Source organism: Candidatus Litorirhabdus singularis, assembly GCF_026262625.1.
GTDB lineage: Bacteria > Pseudomonadota > Gammaproteobacteria > Pseudomonadales > Halieaceae > Litorirhabdus > Litorirhabdus singularis.
This window is the reverse complement of sequence record NZ_SHNN01000001.1, coordinates 1,844,980-1,862,530: the sequence shown is the minus strand read 5'-3', so window position 1 is coordinate 1,862,530 and position 17,551 is coordinate 1,844,980. Positions and strand designations below refer to the sequence as shown.

General features: G+C 54.7%; 14 protein-coding genes and 4 pseudogenes. 5 read left to right on the top strand and 13 right to left on the bottom strand.

Going from position 1 to position 17,551, the window contains the following annotated elements; translation table 11 throughout:
* Nucleotides 1–28: 28 nt before the first annotated feature.
* The 5 genes and pseudogenes from EYC98_RS08235 to EYC98_RS08205 all read right to left on the bottom strand — a co-directional run bounded on the left by EYC98_RS08235 (nucleotide 29) and on the right by EYC98_RS08205 (nucleotide 4,530).
* A pseudogene (locus EYC98_RS08235) lies at nucleotides 29–757 on the bottom strand (IS6 family transposase).
* A gap of 79 nt (nucleotides 758–836) precedes the next feature.
* Nucleotides 837–1,475 carry a PEP-CTERM sorting domain-containing protein gene (locus EYC98_RS08225; RefSeq protein WP_279244838.1) on the bottom strand — a complete coding sequence of 213 codons (639 nt, stop codon included), beginning with the start codon at nucleotides 1,473–1,475 and terminating at the stop codon, nucleotides 837–839.
* A gap of 417 nt (nucleotides 1,476–1,892) precedes the next feature.
* Nucleotides 1,893–2,629: pseudogene (locus tag EYC98_RS21770) on the bottom strand (IS6 family transposase).
* A gap of 29 nt (nucleotides 2,630–2,658) precedes the next feature.
* Entirely contained in the window at nucleotides 2,659–3,561 is a 903-nt protein-coding gene (gene ylqF / locus EYC98_RS08210) for a ribosome biogenesis GTPase YlqF (RefSeq protein WP_279244835.1), read from the bottom strand.
* A 210-nt stretch (nucleotides 3,562–3,771) separates the two neighbouring features.
* A complete protein-coding gene (locus EYC98_RS08205) occupies nucleotides 3,772–4,530 on the bottom strand; it encodes a DUF4197 domain-containing protein (protein ID WP_279244834.1) in 759 nt (252 codons plus the stop codon).
* Between the two features lie 383 nt (nucleotides 4,531–4,913).
* On the opposite strand from EYC98_RS08205, the gene EYC98_RS08200 reads away from it, so the two are divergent.
* Genes EYC98_RS08200 through EYC98_RS08180 form a run of 5 tightly spaced genes read left to right on the top strand, consistent with a single transcriptional unit; the run spans nucleotide 4,914 to nucleotide 7,311 of the window.
* Nucleotides 4,914–5,363, top strand: a complete 450-nt coding sequence (locus tag EYC98_RS08200; RefSeq protein ID WP_279244833.1) for a hypothetical protein — start codon at nucleotides 4,914–4,916, stop codon at nucleotides 5,361–5,363.
* Nucleotides 5,364–5,375: 12 nt separating this feature from the next.
* Nucleotides 5,376–5,957, top strand: coding sequence for a hypothetical protein (locus tag EYC98_RS08195; RefSeq protein ID WP_279244832.1), 582 nt, complete (start codon nucleotides 5,376–5,378; stop codon nucleotides 5,955–5,957).
* Complete coding sequence (locus tag EYC98_RS08190; protein ID WP_279244831.1) at nucleotides 5,954–6,403, top strand: hypothetical protein; 450 nt, start codon at nucleotides 5,954–5,956, stop codon at nucleotides 6,401–6,403. The genes EYC98_RS08195 and EYC98_RS08190 overlap by 4 nt, the downstream gene beginning before the upstream one ends.
* 3 nt (nucleotides 6,404–6,406) lie before the next feature.
* Complete coding sequence (locus EYC98_RS08185; protein ID WP_279244830.1) at nucleotides 6,407–6,880, top strand: hypothetical protein; 474 nt, start codon at nucleotides 6,407–6,409, stop codon at nucleotides 6,878–6,880.
* On the top strand, nucleotides 6,877–7,311 hold the full coding sequence (locus EYC98_RS08180; protein ID WP_279244829.1) for a hypothetical protein: 435 nt from the start codon (nucleotides 6,877–6,879) through the stop codon (nucleotides 7,309–7,311). The genes EYC98_RS08185 and EYC98_RS08180 overlap by 4 nt, the downstream gene beginning before the upstream one ends.
* A 30-nt stretch (nucleotides 7,312–7,341) precedes the next feature.
* Here EYC98_RS08180 and EYC98_RS08175 read toward each other — a convergent pair whose 3' ends face one another.
* The 8 genes and pseudogenes from EYC98_RS08175 to EYC98_RS08140 form a co-directional block, all read right to left on the bottom strand.
* Entirely contained in the window at nucleotides 7,342–9,429 is a 2,088-nt protein-coding gene (locus EYC98_RS08175; RefSeq protein ID WP_279244828.1) for a winged helix-turn-helix domain-containing tetratricopeptide repeat protein, read from the bottom strand.
* A 297-nt stretch (nucleotides 9,430–9,726) separates the two neighbouring features.
* Nucleotides 9,727–10,057 (bottom strand): annotated as a pseudogene (locus tag EYC98_RS21765) (DDE-type integrase/transposase/recombinase); the annotation flags it as partial.
* A complete protein-coding gene (locus EYC98_RS08165) occupies nucleotides 10,054–11,319 on the bottom strand; it encodes a hypothetical protein (protein ID WP_279244827.1) in 1,266 nt (421 codons plus the stop codon). The gene EYC98_RS08165 and the pseudogene EYC98_RS21765, both read right to left, overlap by 4 nt.
* Nucleotides 11,320–11,480: 161 nt before the next feature.
* Nucleotides 11,481–11,981 (bottom strand): annotated as a pseudogene (locus EYC98_RS21760) (hypothetical protein).
* Between the two features lie 66 nt (nucleotides 11,982–12,047).
* Nucleotides 12,048–13,670 carry a class I adenylate-forming enzyme family protein gene (locus EYC98_RS08155; RefSeq protein WP_279244825.1) on the bottom strand — a complete coding sequence of 541 codons (1,623 nt, stop codon included), beginning with the start codon at nucleotides 13,668–13,670 and terminating at the stop codon, nucleotides 12,048–12,050.
* Entirely contained in the window at nucleotides 13,663–14,427 is a 765-nt protein-coding gene (locus EYC98_RS08150; RefSeq protein ID WP_279244824.1) for an enoyl-CoA hydratase/isomerase family protein, read from the bottom strand. Before EYC98_RS08150 ends, EYC98_RS08155 begins: the two co-directional genes overlap by 8 nt.
* Nucleotides 14,417–15,871, bottom strand: coding sequence for a sodium:solute symporter family protein (locus EYC98_RS08145; RefSeq protein ID WP_279244823.1), 1,455 nt, complete (start codon nucleotides 15,869–15,871; stop codon nucleotides 14,417–14,419). The genes EYC98_RS08150 and EYC98_RS08145 overlap by 11 nt, the downstream gene beginning before the upstream one ends.
* A 164-nt stretch (nucleotides 15,872–16,035) precedes the next feature.
* Nucleotides 16,036–17,469 carry an amidase gene (locus EYC98_RS08140; RefSeq protein WP_279244822.1) on the bottom strand — a complete coding sequence of 478 codons (1,434 nt, stop codon included), beginning with the start codon at nucleotides 17,467–17,469 and terminating at the stop codon, nucleotides 16,036–16,038.
* Nucleotides 17,470–17,551 lie beyond the last annotated feature (82 nt).

Genomic DNA, 17,551 nt, shown 5'->3' with positions numbered 1-17,551 from the left:
GAGGCCTGGGTAGTCCAGCCGGTGGTCATCATGCCACTACCCTACTCCATTGATTGAACGCACTGATCCTAAGATCACGATAGTGCTGAGCCTTGACCAGATGCCTACCAAGATTGAATAAATTACTAACCGCTGCATGAGCTCCCAAAAATCTCTGCGCCTGCTTTATCGATTTAAACTCCGAGATGTCGGACCATCGCATCCCGCGCTCTCGCACCCTCGTCGATTCATGAGATTGCTCGGCCCGGTTGCTCTGATACTGCTGCGTACTGTCGATCGTGTCGGGTATCAGTTCTCTATGGGCTACGCCATAACTCCGCAATTTATCAGTCACGATCTTCCTGGGTTCACTGCCACTGGATCGCAAAAGGCGTCTGAAGAAACGCTTGGCTGCTGCACCATCTCGCCTGGCCTGCAGGTATACATCAACCACCTCGCCATCCTGATCGAGTGCTCGCCACAGGTAATGCTGCTTACCGTTGATTTGAATGGTCCGGCACACCGGCGAAGACTTCATCGATGTAGAAAGTGTCGCCATAGCCACGATGCTTTCGTTTCAGGCGGCGGGCATAAATGGCGCCAAACTTGATGCACCAGAGACGGATTGATTCCCGGGTGACTGTGATGCCACGCTCTGCGAGCAGATCTTCAATATCCCGATGACTGTTACCACACGCCTGAGGTTGAAACGATTGAAGAGCCAGACGGCATACGAAATGATATCTGGCGGGAATCGGTGGCGTTTGTAGGTATTCATCCACCGATTCTATCAATATCGGCTACTTAACCTGGCAGTACCCGCGAAGGGCGCCGCCTTCAGCTAGAAAAAGATTGCGCTAGCGGATGCGTCTCCGGGATCTACCAATACCCACCAGACCGAGTCCGACAAGAGCAAGAGTTGCAGGCGCGGGGACAGGTTTTGCGGTAAGTTCGAAGGCAATTGACCCAGGATCTGGCGCGTTATTGCCCTCATAGAGACCTATCAGATAATCTCCAGCTGCTAACCCTGTGGCGAAGACATCGCCTACCTGGATGGCGCCTGCCCTAACATTGCTCGCTAAGTTGCAAGTCCCCGCAAGCGGTCCACCGCAGGGGACTGAATCAAACGCTGCGTTAACAATTCGCTCTACAGGCCCCGGTACCGCGCCATCCCACTTGAACAGATGTACGCCAGTGTTGTCGCCATTTCCACCTTGAAAAGCGGCAAGACTGATGTCGAAAATGGTGTCGGATGTAAACACAAGAGAATTCCAGTAGTCGCCAGAGTAGTTCGACCCTGCGCCGTAGCCAAAAGTTGCTGACGCAGTCGAGCTGGCGCCACCAAATCCCGCCGCACCCAATGTAGAAATCCCGCCGGATACGTAGGGTGAATTGACGGCAATGAAGCCTGCTTGTGCCGCATTAGCTGCGAGGCCGAGCGACAGAATGAGCGCTGCTTTTCTCAAGGCGCCCTTAGTTTTATTTCCGATTTTCATCTCTAGCCATCCTTAGATTCTAATTCAAGTTAAGTTAGCCTTTGCTCCGTGAGACAAAGGTTATTACAGTTCCTAAAATACAATGCAATATTGAGGCCAGAAAAATATATTACAATTTAAACAATAAGTTAGGGGATATATTTTCTTCCCTGCGGAGCTACAGCCACCCCCAGTGTAAAAAAAACTGACAGGGGAATAAGGGGGCTTTTCTGACCGGTTTGAACTTACCCATCCCTCTCTCCCTAACCCAACTCGATTCATGAGATTGCTCTGCCCCGTTATTCTCATACTGTTAAGTACTGTGAACCGTTTCTGGCATCACTTCCCGCTCAGCCACCGGGTAACCGCGCAACGTATCCGTCACGATGATGCTGACAAGTTAACTTTTTGAAGCGAACGAATTGCCACACCGACGACTCAAGCAACCGCCATTCCCCACTCTGTAAACGCAGTTGCCCTAAGATTCCGATGATGTTCTGCGCTGATGAGATGCCTACCCAGGTTAAATAAATTACTAACCGCTGCATGAGCTCCCAAAAATCTCTGAGCCGGACTAATTGATTTGAACCGTCGGAATGCCGCACCACACATCCCTCGCTCTCGCACCCTGGTCGCCTGCTAACGCGCGTCTCATGAGATTGTTCAGCCCGATTATTCTCATACTGCTTAGTACTGTGGATCGTGTCTGGCATAACTTACCGTAGGGCTACGGGGTAGCTACGCAGCTTATCAGTCACGATCCTCCTTGGTTCGGCGCCACTAGATCGCAACAGGCGCCTGAAGAAGCGCTTTGCTGCTGCACTATCTCGCCTGGCCTGTAGAAATACATCAACCACCTCGCCATCCTGATCAACAGCCCGCCATAGATAATGCTACTTGCCGTTGATCTGAATGGTCCGGCACACCGGCGAAGACTTCGTCGATGTAGAAGGTATCGCCATAGCCTCGGTGCTTTTGTTTCAATCTCCCGGCGTACATTGCACCGAACTTGATGCACCAGAGGCGGATTGCTTCGCGGCTTACTGTGATGCCACGCTCTGCGAGCAGATCTTCAACATCGCGGTGGCTGTTACCACGCGCCTGAGGTTGAACCTGTATTAGAGCCAGACGGCGTAGGAAATGATGTCGGGTGGGGGGCGCCTAGCTGGAATCAGTGGCGCTTATAAGTATTCATGAGCGGATTCTACCAATTTCGGGCATTTAATTTGGCGGTATCCTTCGACCTGTTGTTGGCGATAATCTTTTCCTCGACTACCACCATTGCCGGTGTCTCAAGGGTAATGTTGCCCAGCATGCCGGCGCGATATTCATTGACCAGAATGGATGACACCTTCTCCAGATCTACGCGGCCGCCACGTCGCAGGCAGCCACGCTTAGCACCCATTACTTCGAGGAATTCAATGTCGGACGCGGGCAGTTCAGTCATTTCGTAGCGCGCCATCAAGTTTCTCGGGTAGTGCTGTAGCAGAAATTCGCTGAGATACAGGGCGATATCCTCGATCTCAATGGCCGTGTCTTTGATGGCCCCGGAGGCAGCCAGCCGGTAAGCGCTGTTCTGGTTATGAATTTTTGGCCAGAGAATACCCGGCGTATCCAGCAATACCAGACCCTCGTTGATGCGGATTCTCTGCATGCCTTTGGTGATCGCTGGTTCGTCGCCGGTTTTGGCAACTTTGCGTCCAGCAACGGTGTTGATCAGGGTAGATTTCCCTACATTGGGGATACCGGTAATCATAGCTTGCAAATTAAACTTTGCTTTGGCTAGCCGCGGCACCATCTTGTGGCAAAGTTGAATCAATTTCTGCGCTTTGTCGGTTTGATCCAACGCGGTGAGCATGGTTTTTACCGAGGCGGTCCGCTCAAAGTACTCCTGCCATTGCAGAGTTATTTCAGGGTCCGCCAGATCGGACTTGCTCAGTACTTTTATACAGGGCTTGCCTTTGGCCAGGGTTGCAATGGACGGATTCTGACTGCTGTAGGGTAGGCGGCAATCCAATAATTCAATGATCAGATCCACCTGCGGCAGGATTTTTTTCATATCCTTGTTGGCCTTATGCATGTGGCCGGGATACCAATTAATCGGCATGTTCTAGTTTATTCCTTCCAATTAGCCGCAGAGATTGGTGGGTGGATGGCTGGAAAGCAGTTTAACACGAACATACACACTTACCTGATAGCCCCTGTGAAGACTTCGATCGACTACGGTTTTCTCCAGCTACCTGTGGAGGTTATTGGCAAGTTAAACCCTGGAGGCGGCAGCCATAGCTGACCGCTTTCATCAGTGCCCCATTTCTTGCTATTTTCTCGCGCCAAAGACTTGTTCTAACAGCTCGCTGGTTCGCGCTACTGGATCTGTGCGAATGCGCGCTTCTTCGGCGGCCACCATCTGGAACAAACCATCAAGAGTTTGCTCAGTGACGTACTCATCGACATCGATCGCTTGCTTACTGAAAAAGCTGCTAAAACCTCCGGCGTAACTGGTCATCTCCTTGTAGGCAGCAGTGACACCAGCGGCATCAGTGGCCTCTTTTACAATCGGCAAAAATCGCTCGCGCAAAGGTTTTTCAGCGTGCTCACGAAAGTAAGCAGTAGCGGCGTCATCGGGCCCGCTGAGAATTTTATTTGCATCATCGAGGGTCATGGCACTGATGGCACCTTCAAATTGCTCCAGTGCGATCGGCACGGCTTTTTCCGCCGCCCGATTCATGGTCAGCACAAAGTCATCGGCATACTTGTCCTGTCCAGCCTTGCGCAGGGATTTCTCAACCCATTCAAGCTCTTCAGGCAGCGGTATCCGCACCAGCGGATTATCCATGAAACCGCCCTGTTTACCCAAAGTCTCCACCGCAATCCTGGTGCTGGTATTCAATGCCTCCTTGAGGCCGAGTACAACTTCCTCTTCCGAGAGCCCGAGCGCGGCTGTCGCCTGTTTAGCGGTAGTGGAATCTTTTGCAGTGTCCGTAACCGTGTCTAATAGGTCTTTCCAGTCTGCCTGCGCCTGGCCGGAGCAGAGCAATACTATGCCCAGCAATATTCGGTATGCCACCTTGATCATTTTTTCTCTCCAGTTATTCGCCATAATAGTAACCTTATAATTGCAGGCGGGCGTTATTAAGTTTTCGGTGCTTACAAATAAGCTTTTGGAATAAACATTGTCGTGGACTATTTGAGCTACCGGTATCGGCTTGAAATACGAATTCGCCAGGGACAGCATTTAACTTGGCAGCACCGGCCGGCTAACTTGTCGGTACCTGATCAGGCTCTAAACAGCCGCAAAGTCAGTATTTCTGCAGCCCAGGGTTGGCAAGCAGCATTACCTTTGCACAGCTTTCATCAGCAAACCTAAGACAAAAATCATCTTACCGTCAGGCAACGTAAGGCGCCGGCCCCTATTCTCGGTTAGCAACAGCTTATACAACCGTAACAGGAGCAAACGCTATGAAATTGATTACCTCAACATTGCTGGCCCTGGCGTGTCCGCTGCTAATCAGTGGCTGCACCACGGCAACAGAGCACCAGTCGGAACTGGGTGCCGACGAAGAGGCCCGCCTGACAGTAGCGGCAGTGCAGCGCGAAGTTAAGATAGGTATGTCCGGTGCGGGGGTACTGGCGGCACTGGGTAGCCCCAATATAGTCTCTACCGACAGCGAGCGCAGAGAGGTTTGGGTTTATGACAGGGTCGGTACTGAGTATGTGTATTCACACAGCGGCACCGGGCTGATCTCCCTTATCGGGGCTGCCTCCAGTTCTGCCGTTGGCGGGATACTACCTTCGCACCAGCAGAGCGCTGGAGCTACTCGGCGCAGCCAGCGAACGCTGACTATTGTGGTCAAGTTCGATGACGCCAAACAGGTGCGTGATTTTTCCTATCACGCGTCACGATTCTAGGCGGCGGCCGTCGTGAGTTTTCGAAGCGTAGTCTTTTTTCTGTTGTGTCTGGTGGCGGCTTCGCCGCAGGCGCAACAGACGCAACCGCTGGCCATGGAACCCCTGTTCCAGCTTAATCCCACCTCTGCTGCCGATCGGGAATCCCAGACCCGTCACTTTCCTGGCGCTGACGTTGACCTGGTACTGGAGGCGAGCGCGGCGGTGCTGCAGGACATGGGCTACAGCATTCGCGGGGGCGAGCGCGGTGCCGGTCTGCTGTTCGCGCAGAAGACGGCTCCGGTTGAGTCGGCAGGCGCTGGGCATGCCATAGCTGAGGCCGGCCTGGTCACGGTAACTGTGCTGGCTTCGCTGCTGGTGGGGCAGGATATGATTATGGATCTGCCCGAGCAGGTGTCCCAGCGTGTCTATATAACCCTGTTGGTCTCCGCGGCCACGGAACCGCGGGGGTTGGTGCATGTAAGGCTCAGCATTGACCGGGATATGACTTACGACAGCGGCCAGGTGATAGCCGACCATACCGAACTGCCGCGGGTTAATGAGGAGTTCTTCAGCAAATTAGGCAAATCGGTATTCCTGGAAGGAGAGTCCCTATGAGGATCAGTTGCTGTATTTGCCTGTTCGCGTTGCTATTGGCTGGTTGCGTTTCGCAGCCGCAGCAGGGGGTGGACTATTTTTCTGGGCAGGCCGGGTTCGCTGCGGCGAGAGAGCTGGAAACCCGCGTTTATGAAGATGTGGCGTACCCGGTGATGCTGACGCACGTGATTGATGTGCTGCTCGACATGGACTGCGCTCTAATGGAGGCGAACAAGGAGCTTGGCGTGATTTCTGCCGCTAGCACCAGAAACTTGTATGAGCCCGGCAGCTTGCTCTTCTTCGGCCAACACGGCAGCTGCCCGCCGCACGGCGGAACCGTGACGGTGACGCAACTCGATGACTTTACTGTGGAGGTGAGGGCTGCGTTCCTTCCTGTGCAGGTACAGACCCAGGAAACCTTCACAACGTTGCTAATGCGTTCAATTGAACTCAAGGCTGGGGAGTAAATCATGTTGCAAAAATTCATGCCCGGAACCACGTTAACAGCGCTGGCCTGCGGACTGCTGGTGACATTATCGAGCATTACAGTAGCGGCAGCTCCCGACTTTGAACCGCGTGATATGTCAGCCACAGCGCTTCAAAGCAGAACTTTTGAGGGCGTCGACGAACAGCAACTGGCGCGCGCTACGCTGTCTGTTATCCAGGACCTGAAGTTCCTGGTCACCGAAACCGAAGCCGCGCCGCTGACTTTAGTTGCGCGCTCGCCCGGCCCACGCTTTAGCCAGGAGTCGCGCACTTTAACAGTGTCACTGCGGGCACTGCCCACAGAGCGTGATGGGGCCAGTCTGCGTCTGGATCTGGCCGCCGTAGCGCCGGCCGAATCGATCTGGCGCCGACCCCCACTCGATACCCGGGCAGATTTTTACCAGGCATTTTTCGCCGCGCTCGCAGACACCCTGCACCGACAAGGAGTACTTCCATGAACCCGAGAATCTTCATCATTATGATTCCCCTTTTGCTCAATGCTTGCTCGGTTGCTGACTATGATCCGCATGTCAGCGCCACTGCCAACCAGGTTGCCACGCGTAGCTATCAGACGCGGCAGTTTGAAGCGGTGGAGTATCAGGCATTGATGCATGCGGTTATCAGTACCTTGCAGGATTACCATTTCCGTATCCGTGAGCTTGATGCAGGGCTGGGCGTACTGACGGCTTACCAAGTGACGGCCTACGATAGTCAGGCACATATTGGCGGGCGCACAGAACTGACGGTATTTGTCAGGCAACAGGAGCAGGGGCGAATTACGGTGCGAGTGAACATGTCGACCGGCCCGCAAGTGGAAAATCAGCCAGAGCTTTATCAGCAGTTTTTTGCCGCGGTGAGCAAGACCCTGCATCAGCAGGGCAAGGTGTAGCCGGGCTGTGATGACAGCTTGAGTGGGCGCCTACAGGTCCGGGTCGGGCGGTGAAAATTCCTCCCAGTATTGAGTTAAACCACTCTCCCGGGCCAGTCGTTTGAAATACGAGGTGTCACGAAACTGGGAGGCCTCGAGTGCGAACAGGAGCTCAAAGTCCATCGACTTCTTGTTCCCTTGCAGATTTATGACCGTCTGGTAGACACGCTCGGGCTCGCCCAGTAATAGCCATAGTCCCACCTGAAGTCTGGGCATAATCGCTCCTTCGGCAACCGCGCTTGCGGCTTCGGCGATAAGTTCAGAGTCCCCTGGTTGAGTATTGATGGATTCTATATTCTGCATCATCCAGTCTGCCGCGGCGTCACCATAGAGATTCTGGATGACAGCTCGGGCTTCGTCGTAGCGTTGCATGCGCAGCAGGAAGATCAGGTATTCCGGGCTGCGACGGCTCATAAAACCCAACTCGCTGCCAATCGCGAACTGCTCAGCGGCGCGCAGATTATCCCCGGTCCAGAGATAGGCGGTGGCAAGGCGTTGATTAACAACGGGTGATACGGCATCGAGTTGTTGGGCTTTTTGCGCGCTTTTCAGCGCATCTTCCAGTCTGCCGGTAGCGGAAAGTAACTGTGAATAGGCGACATAAATAGTCGGGTCGCTGGGGGCCTGCACCAGGGCGTCACGAAAGTATTCCTCGGCGGCAACCCATTGCCAGCGCCGAAACGCGATAAAGCCGCGGATAGCCGCAGCGGTGCCGGCATCCGCTGCGCTGGTTGTGGTGAGTCGCGAGAGTATCTCCAGTGCTTGTCCAAACATTTTCTCCTCGTCTGCAGCACTGTAAGAGGGCAGCAAGGCGAGACTGTTGGCCAGCCCCAGTTGCGCGCGGGTGAAGTCGCTGTCGATCTGCAAAGCCTGCTGATACAGTTCGATGCTCTCACGCAGGGGCTGTTCGCCGCGGAACTTGGCGAGAAAGTGAGCGTTGAGGTAGAGCTGATAGGCGGCCATGCTGGGCTCGTTGACTGCGATGGGCGGTACCTGTAAGTCAGACAGCCCCAATTCTGTGCGCAAGGCGGCAACAATAGCGGTAGATATTTCTGCCTGCAGAGTTAGCATATCAGCCAGTTTCCTATCGTAGGTCTGCGACCACAGGACGTAGCCATTATCGGTACTACTGAGCTGGCAGCTCACCCGAATCCTGTCGCCAGCGCGCTTTACGGTGCCCTCGATGACAGCATGTACCTCCAGGATGCCGCCGATGGCGCGCACGTCCTGGTGGTGGTTGCGAAAACTTAGCGAGGAGCTGCGTGCAACGACATTCAGGCCTTCGATCTTACCGAGCGAACTGATAATTTCATCCGTGAGGCCATCGCTGAAAAAGGCACTGCCGCTCATTTCGCTAATGTCTTCAAACGGGAGGACGGCAATATCGGTGATTCTGTCGGACGGGTTATCGCCGCTAACCAGAAACTCAAACCAGTCAGAAAGGTCTTCGAAAGCAGAGGGTGAGTAGGGGTCTGGGGCGGGTGCCGGGCTGCGGTCAATAAACAAGGCCACAAACAAAACGCCCAGTGCCAGTACCCAAAGTGGTCGCCATCGCCGCCAGTTGTCGGTAGCTGCCGCCGACCTTGATGCCGTGGTTGGTGCTGTTTCTGCAATAGGTATCGCTGCGGTGGCTGGTGCCGTTCTCGGTTTGGGCTCCGGTTTGGGCTGCGGCTCCGGTTCGAGCTGCGGCTCCGGTTCGGGCTCCGGTTCGGGCTCCGGCTCCGGCTCCGGTTCGGGTAGTGCCAAAACCGGCATAATCAGTCGGTAACCCGCCTTGGGAACAGTCGCTATATAACTCGAGGCACGCGGAGTATCACCCAGGTGCCTGCGCAGCACTGAGATGGCGCGGGAAAGCGCCTCATCGGTGGCGTAAGAACCTTTCCATAGTTCGCTGATCAGGGTGTCGCGACTTATGACCTGGCCCGGGTGCTCTGCCAGGTAACACAGCACCTCCATGACTTTGGGTTCCAGGTGCTGTGATACCTCGGCTTTACTAATCGTATTCTGGTCAGGGTACACGGCCCAGTCGCCGATTAAGAACCCGCCGCGCAGACCGGTATGTGGAGTTTCGTTTTGCATAGACTGTTAAATATAGGCCATAGCTTATGCTCTGTATATGCGGTTTGGCTGCAGGCAGTGGACGTAGCAGGCGAGGCTTACCTGGCGTGACGTGGCAGTCACCCGCTGGATTTGCCGCCACGTTGGGATTGCGTTAAGTTGCCGTGAGTCATTTTAACGAGGCACGGACCATGGCGGCTTTGTGGGCGGATGCCCTGATCAAGGTGCCCCAGGTGTATGTGGTACTTTTTACGCCTATATGAGCCTGCCTCACTGATTTGAACCTACGCCCCCTCGCTCCCTTACCTTGGTCGACTAGTGTGACTGCTCTGCCTGATTATTCTCATACTGCTCAGTACTGTGGATCGAGTCAGGCATAACCTCACGCTGAGCCACCGGATAACTGCGCAATTTATCCGTCACGATTTTCCTTGGCTCAGTGCCACTAGATCGCAACAGCCGTCTGAAGAACCTCTTCGCCGCAGCACCATCACGCTTGGCCTGTAGATACACATCAACCACCTCGTCATCCTGATCGACCGCCCGTCACAGGTGATGCTGCTTACCGTTGATCTGAATGGTCCGGCACACCGGCGAACACTTCATCGATGCAAAAAGTATCGCCATAGCCTCGGTGCTTACGCTTTACCAATACACCGATAGTGAACCAATACGACGTTCGATCTCGTCCTCCACCAGCGCGTAGCTGGCGCTGTCCAGATCCTTGTAATTGCTCTTGAACTCAAGCTCCATCAAACCCTCAGGCAACAACGTAATACTGGGCATGTAATCCTGCTCTACCAGGCCCTGAGCGGCCATTCGTTGCTGCACCTGGCGCGCCTGCGAGCCAGTTGCCCTCTCAACCAGCACAACACCTGAGCGGTCCGCCAATAGGTCGGCAAAGCTGAAACCTGTACCACCACGCGAATCGTCCAGCTCCTTAGCCACGCCGATAGCGTCTGCCAAACCCTTGCCCCCAGCCGCGGCTATCGCCCCTGAAACCACAAAATGTTTGGCCAGATCACCACGCCGGTGCAGCCTTAGTTTCATCCTCTTGGGCGGTGGCGGCAGCTGCTCAGGGTGATCGCTCAAGTGCCGGGCGGAGCTACCACTGACCAGCAACCCCAGCGCCAGAATAACAGCACGATTTTCCTCGGCATATTCTCCATTATTTGCACTGCGCTCACTGGCCAGCGAGAAAAGTGGCTGCAGTAGCTGCGTTAAGGATGCAGGCGTGCCGGATAGATCTGAAGACAGTTCAGAAATACGCCTGTAGTAGGCCAAGATACGTTTTCGCTCAGCGGGTGGCAGCAGAAAATCGCGGCCCCTATCTTGAATCTTGTCAGCCAGCGCCTGCTCCCACTGAAACACCATTTCGGCACGACCTTGGGCTACGCGAACAGTACGCAATGACTCCATTGCACCCCGGTACTCCACTACCCGTTGCTTGAGAATGCTGTCGATGAGGCCAATGACAGGGTTCAGCAGCCAACCAGGTACCTTGGCATCGCCCAGGTAAACTTCTTTAACCTGTAAAACCGCCCCCACCTGCTCCAAATGCAGAGCGATATTGACATAACTGCCGAAGTCATTCGCCGCAACCAGCCCCGTATAAAGAACATCGGCTTGACCGCTGCTGAGCATAACCGCCATACGCTGACGCTCCTGGAACGGTAGCATCGACGCTAGCATCAAATTGACATCGCGCTCGTTGACACTGACCCGGTGCACCTGTCCATCGCGCAATCGCCGAGGGTCGTGCAGTTTTACCAGCATCTTGATACGTGCCACGTCGTCGTGGCTCATACTCACAGGCTTTGTCACCAGAGCCTGATTTTGCATCACAGAGTGCGTCAGATACGCACAGATACCCACAATCGAAATGACCAACAATAGCAGTATAATTTTCAACAGTAGCTTCATCGCCGGCCCAAATAAGGAGCGTCTGCGTCACTGGCCGAACTTTTTAAACTCAATAATCTCATGGCGACTAATGTAGCATGCGCAGGAAAACTCGCTCTATGGTGCTGACAAATTAACTTCCTGAAGCCAGCCAAATGAAACGCCTGGCCTCAAGCAACCGTCATTCCCCAATCAGCAAACGCACTTACCCTGAGATTCCGATGATGTTCTGCGCTGATGAGATGCCTACCAAGATTGAATAAATTACTAACGGCAGCATGAGCACGCAAAAATATCTGAGCCTGCTTTACCGATTTGAATCGCCGGGATGCCGGACCACGCATACCTCGCTCCCTGAACCACCTCGCCATCCTGGTCTACGGCCCCCAGAGGTAGTGCTGCTGGCCGCTGATCTGAGTGGCCCGGCAGACCGGCGAAGACTTCATCAATGTAGAAGGTATCGCCATAGCCAGGGTGCTTTCGTTTCAAGCGGCGGGAATAAATAGCGCCGAACTTGATGCACCAAAGACGGATCGCTTCGCGGCTGACGGTGATACCGCGTTCAGCGAGAAGGTCTTCGATGTCCCTGTGACTGTTACCACGCGCCTGAGACTGAAGCGGTAGTAGAGCCAGAGATGCGTCACCAGCTCCCACTTTTGGCTGAACTTCACCGAATCTTTCGCGCTGGCTCCCCACTTGTGGAGCAACAAGAAGTTAAGTTGTCAGTACCGAAAAATCTAATCCGCAGACAGCGCATCCCAGGCGCCTTCGCGCAGATCCGCTTTCTGCTTTACCAATTCGGCTTTCGCCACTTTTTGCGAGGGGGTATAGGGAAAATCGCTAACGTACTCGAGAAACCGTGGAATCTTGTATACCGCCAGACGGTCTCTACAGTCAGCCAACACCCGATGAGGAGGCACAGACACGCTGGACTCACCGTCCTCCAGCAATAAATAGGCCTTCACCTCCTCACCCCGGTAGTCATCGGGAACCGCTACCACCGCTACCTGTTTCACGCCATCTACCATCGTCAAGGCCTGTTCAACCTCCAGCGCCGAGATATTCTCGCTGGAGCGGCGAATCATGTCCTTGACCCGACCCACAATCCGGTAATATCCCTTTGCGTTCTGCGTAAACAAATCGCCGGTGCGAAACCAGTCACCCACAAATGCCTCGGCCGTCGCCTCTGGTTTGTTGTAATAGCCGAGCATGAGGCCCTCACCGCGAACCCACAACTCGCCGGTCTGGCCGGGTGTGACATCCACGCCCTCTTCATTAACAATACGACACTCGCGGAAAGGACCGGGAATACCGCAGGTGCCGTCCAGATCCGGGTCATCGAGTTCATCGGGCACGCGCAAACAGGCGCCGACCTCCGTCATACCAAAGCCGTCACTAACAGGGCAGCCGAACCGACGCCTGATATTGCGCGTGCCTTCGACACCTGAGGCGACCGCCAATATCAGCTTCAACGAATTATCTACATCTTCCGGCTCGCCGTATTCTCCGACGATGGGGCGTGGAAACAGCGTAAATTCGATACTGTGGGCTTTAACCCGTTCAACGAACTTGCTGGATGACAGTCGCTCAGGAATATGCAGCGTGGCCCCGCTGTACAGAGCCATTACCAATTGCCACTGTGGATCCAGGTAAAAAAATGAATGATCTGCCAAGATGTTGCTAAAACCTTCCTTTGACAAGGCCGGCGACTGACAGCCGAAAATCAACCAGCTTCTCTGGCTCAGCATGCAGCCCTTGGGCAGCCCAGTGGAGCCGGATGTGTATTGAATATTAAGCAGATCCTGGCCACTGATAGGCCAGTTCGGGCGGTAGTCAACGGTGCCACTGTCTCGCATAAGCTGCCAGCTGGAATAATCAGGCAAAGCTGTGGCCCCAACTACAATGATCCGCGCGTCGGTTATGGCCGCAGGGCGTTGCTGCAAATTCTCAATCGGCCCTAGTAACGCCTGGCCCACCACGAGAAACTCAACGTCTGCATCGTTGAAAGTATAATCTAGCTCGCGGCTGGTAAAACCCGTGTTGACCGCAACCTGCACCGCACCCAGAACTCCCAGCGCCAGCCACGTTACAGGGAACTCAATGCAGTTGAGTAACATCACCGCAACATGAGTACCCCTGCCCACTCCAATACGCTGCAAGCCATCAGCTACACGGTACACCTCGTCCCGCAGTTCCACGGCATTGAGGGTTCGCTCCTGATCAAAGCAGTTGATACCGCCACCAAACCCTGCGCAATCCACAGCCCGATCCAAAAGTGCACGAAAATCTGCGGGGAAATCATTGTCTCGCTCCAACGCCCGAAACTGTGCTGCACAATCTTCCAGCGTGAGTTCAGTCATTGTCTTTCTCCCTTTTACTCTTCATTGTCGCCAGCGCTTCCGTTCCGGTATTGCTGTCATCCCCCAGCAGTTGACGCGACAACCAGTATTGCTGCTGGCTGTAATGACAGGCGTCGGCGCGACTTAACTCCATGCCGCGATGCAGGCAGTCCAACTCGACTTTCACCGCTGGTAGCGGGTGGGCGGCGATCATGCTGGCGACTTCCATAGCCCGGTTAAGTACCTCGGCATCTGCCACAACTTCATTTACCAGGAATATGTCACGGGCACGATGGGCATCAATTTTTTCGCCGGTCAGTGCCAAGTAGGCCGCATGCACAGGCGGTAAATGCAGGCCCAGACGCGTAACACCCGAGATGCCGCCCATGCCGTAGGCGATTTCCGGTGTACCTATTTTCAGGCTCTCGCCAGCAATCCTGATATCGCACATCAGCGTGGCGTATAAAAAACCGGCGCCCAATGCGTAGCCTCGCATCGCGGCCACCATGGGCTTGCTGCGTCGCGCTTCCCACAGCAGGTGATCCCAGCGAGTAGACGTCAGCGCCCAGGCCTCGGTACGAATTTCCTTTAGATCGTCACCCGCACAGAAATTATCCCCGGCGCCAACAATAACGCCTACCGTAGCCGCATCGTCCTGCTGGAATTCCAGAAAATGCTTATAGAACGACTTGTGCATAGCCATGTTGGCCACATTAAGCGGGCCATTATCGAGGGTAAAAACGGCACAGCCATCATTAACTTGGTATTCAACAGACATTGGGAACCTCTTGGTCTTTTGCGAGAACAGGTGTGGTTGCAAACTCTTCCCGATAGGTTAATCGGCTAACTATAAATAGGCTGGAGAGACTGAGCGTCAGGCTGATAAAAATGGGCTCGACGGGTAGCGCGTAACCGCCCAAGAATTTGGCCGCGTAGAGACCCAGGACAGTAGCAACGCCGACGCCAGAAGCGACGATGGCCGCACGGCTGGTTACCCGGTGATAAAACAAAGCGGCCATGACTGGAGCAAACAGCCCGGATACGAAGAGACCCAGCGCGATCAGGTTTATCTCAAACAAAGGAATCGGGCTAAGTGCAAACAAAATACCCAACAAGCCGACAACCAGAATCACTAGTCGACTGATCAACAGCAGGGTTTTATCAGCCGTGTTGGGACGCAACACGCGCACCACATCCCAACTGACGGTAGTACCACAGATCAGCAACGCCGAATCAGCAGTGGACATGATCAGGGCAATAATCGCGGCGAGGCACAGACCTTTCAGCACTGGCGGCATAAAGTCCATAACCAGCTGCGGGATCGCCGCATCACCTGCCATTAAATCCGGGTATAGATTGAAGGCGGCAACACCAAGGCAAGCGACCAATAGGCTCCAGAATAAATAAAAGGCGGCAGTTAATAGCATGGCCGGCCGCAAATCACTCGCCCGCCGCGCCGCTGCAATGCGCTGCCAGGCACCTGGATCGATCACTACAAAAGCGGTAAAGGCCGGAATAAAAGACAGCACATAGCCCCAATTCATACCACCCAATATCTCTCCCGTCGGAGACTGTAATACTCCTGACAGCTGACCCGTCTCCCCCAGTTCCAATGTCATCATAAGAGGCAACAACACGCCAAGAGCCAAAGCCATCACCAGTACCTGAACCAAATCAGTATAGGCGACAGCCAACAACCCACCCAACATGGTGTAGAGCACGATAATCAGTGCAGCAATGCCCACCGCCTCTGCATAGCTGATCCCCAGATCGCCCATAAATTCCACTACGATCAGGCCACAGGCAATTAGCTGGATACCAAATACAGGTATTACCACAAGCAACAGAACCACCGCGGCCACCAGTCGCATGGAAGACCCAAAGCGACGTTCCAAAACATCGGGCAAGCTGTCTATGTTGGCTGCGCGCAGCTTCGGCGCCAGCCATGCAAGCAACAGGTAGCCGAGGAAGTAGGCAGCACTGGCGAACATTATGGCGAAACCCACTTCGTAGGCCTTGCCGGCCTTGCCCATGGTGGCAGAGGCGCCGATCACCGAACCAGCCAGCGTACCCAACAGTACGGGCAGTCCAAAGCTACGCCCACCCACCGCATAATCCACGCTGCCTTTGATTTGCCTGGAGGCGTAGTAACCCACCCCTAACAACGCCACCATGTAGGCAGCTACAACCAACAAGTCGACAGTGGCGAGGTGCGTGGTCACTGCCCTTGCCTCACAGCATGAAGCTTATTATTTGCTGCAAGGGCACCGCAGGCCGCGCGCATGCCTGCAAGGTCTGCGGCGGGACATCCGACTGCAACCCTGCTGAGGGCGAACTCCGAGCATGTCAGTATCCAATAGATTAGCGAGTTGATATGCACCAACGGCTATACCTCATATTTTGCTGAATACGGCGCCCACCGGTCGCGCCACGGGCGGGCGGCCTCGAGCTCATAAGCAAGTTCATAAAGTGTGCGGTCTGCGCCCGCTGCGGCCGAAAAATGGCTGCCAATGGGCAGGCCAGACTGGGACGACCAGGCCAGAGGCACCGACATCGCGGGCGACCCGACAGCGTTGGCAAAGGCAGTGTAGCCCAACATATCTCTTGAGGCGCCGCGGGTTGCCATAAAGTCTGAGTCAGGCGAGATATAACCCTCAAGCGGCGGTTCGATTGGCAATGTAGGGGTCAACCACACGTTATAGCTGGAGTAAAAATTTTTCATTTGCTCGCTAAGGCGTTGCAAGTACTGCATTCCCAAATCAGCAGCGTCGGCTGGTAACCCCGCAGCGTAGCGCGCTGTTTGTATGAGCATCGGCGTCAACAGTCCTGTATCTTCGGCGCGGCGACCCGTCAGTGACTCGACCTGTTGTAACAAAGCGGGCATCGAGGCCAGCATGACGCTCTCCAGGGCCTCAAAAAACGCTTCACCCTGCAGCGGGTTTTTTACCGGAATGATTTCATGGCCCATCTCTTCACACAGGCGAGCGCTACTTTCGAGAGCCTCCATCACGGTTGGCACCGGTTCCCTGCCAAAACAACTGGTAGTGCTAAAAGCGATCTTTAGTCGGCGCCTGCCGGGCCCGGCAATCTGGCCCTCAAGAGGATAAGGATTACTGGTCTGACGGTTTTCAGTAGCGGCAAACAGGGCGGCACTATCACGCACCGTACGCGAAATACTCTGGTGCGTACGCAGGAAAAAATGCTGGCCGTCCGCCTCACCCGAGGCCATGCGATAACGACTGGCCTTCATACCAAGCACACCACAGCATGAACTGGGGATACGGTTGGAGCCGCCACCATCGGTACCGTGGGCTATGGGAACATAACCCGCTGCCACCGCTACCGCAGAACCTCCGCTGGAGCCACCAGGCGTATGCGCTATATTCCATGGATTCCGACTGGGTCCGAAAGCGTGGTTATCGGTTAACGCAAGAGAAGCGAACTCGGGTGTATTGGTCATACCGATTATATTGAGCCCGGCCTCTTCCAGGGCCCTGACATAACTCACCGACTCCTTGGGCACGTGGTTTAAATGCAATCGAGAGCCACTGGTACGGCGCACCCCCGCCATATCAACTAAGTCTTTCAATAGCGTTGGCACCCCAGCGAACAACGAATCTACTGGAATGTCGCCGGCACGTTGCAGCGCTCGATCCACTAGCAAGGTGGATATAGCATTAAGCTGTCCATCCAACCGCTCGATGCGCGCCACAGTCGCCATTACCAGTTCTTGCGGCGACACCTCCCCGGCGCGCACCAGTTTGGCCAAACCAGTGGCATCGTAGGCCAAAAGTTCGTCACCTGCATCGCCTCGTGACATGGGTTTCTCCTGCAGAGTATCCCCAATGGCAGTTTCACGCGTTGACGAGACACTGCTCAACGACGTTCCGACTACCGAAGCG

Excerpts from the sequence above, each read along its gene's own strand:
- EYC98_RS08225 (WP_279244838.1), bottom strand. The coding sequence starts at position 1,475 with ATGAAAATCGGAAATAAAACTAAGGGCGCCTTGAGAAAAGCAGCGCTC.
- ylqF (WP_279244835.1), bottom strand. The coding sequence starts at position 3,561 with ATGCCGATTAATTGGTATCCCGGCCACATGCATAAGGCCAACAAGGAT.
- EYC98_RS08205 (WP_279244834.1), bottom strand. The coding sequence starts at position 4,530 with ATGATCAAGGTGGCATACCGAATATTGCTGGGCATAGTATTGCTCTGC.
- EYC98_RS08200 (WP_279244833.1), top strand. The coding sequence starts at position 4,914 with ATGAAATTGATTACCTCAACATTGCTGGCCCTGGCGTGTCCGCTGCTA.
- EYC98_RS08190 (WP_279244831.1), top strand. The coding sequence starts at position 5,954 with ATGAGGATCAGTTGCTGTATTTGCCTGTTCGCGTTGCTATTGGCTGGT.
- EYC98_RS08185 (WP_279244830.1), top strand. The coding sequence starts at position 6,407 with ATGTTGCAAAAATTCATGCCCGGAACCACGTTAACAGCGCTGGCCTGC.
- EYC98_RS08180 (WP_279244829.1), top strand. The coding sequence starts at position 6,877 with ATGAACCCGAGAATCTTCATCATTATGATTCCCCTTTTGCTCAATGCT.
- EYC98_RS08175 (WP_279244828.1), bottom strand. The coding sequence starts at position 9,429 with ATGCAAAACGAAACTCCACATACCGGTCTGCGCGGCGGGTTCTTAATC.
- EYC98_RS08155 (WP_279244825.1), bottom strand. The coding sequence starts at position 13,670 with ATGACTGAACTCACGCTGGAAGATTGTGCAGCACAGTTTCGGGCGTTG.
- EYC98_RS08150 (WP_279244824.1), bottom strand. The coding sequence starts at position 14,427 with ATGTCTGTTGAATACCAAGTTAATGATGGCTGTGCCGTTTTTACCCTC.
- EYC98_RS08140 (WP_279244822.1), bottom strand. The coding sequence starts at position 17,469 with ATGTCACGAGGCGATGCAGGTGACGAACTTTTGGCCTACGATGCCACT.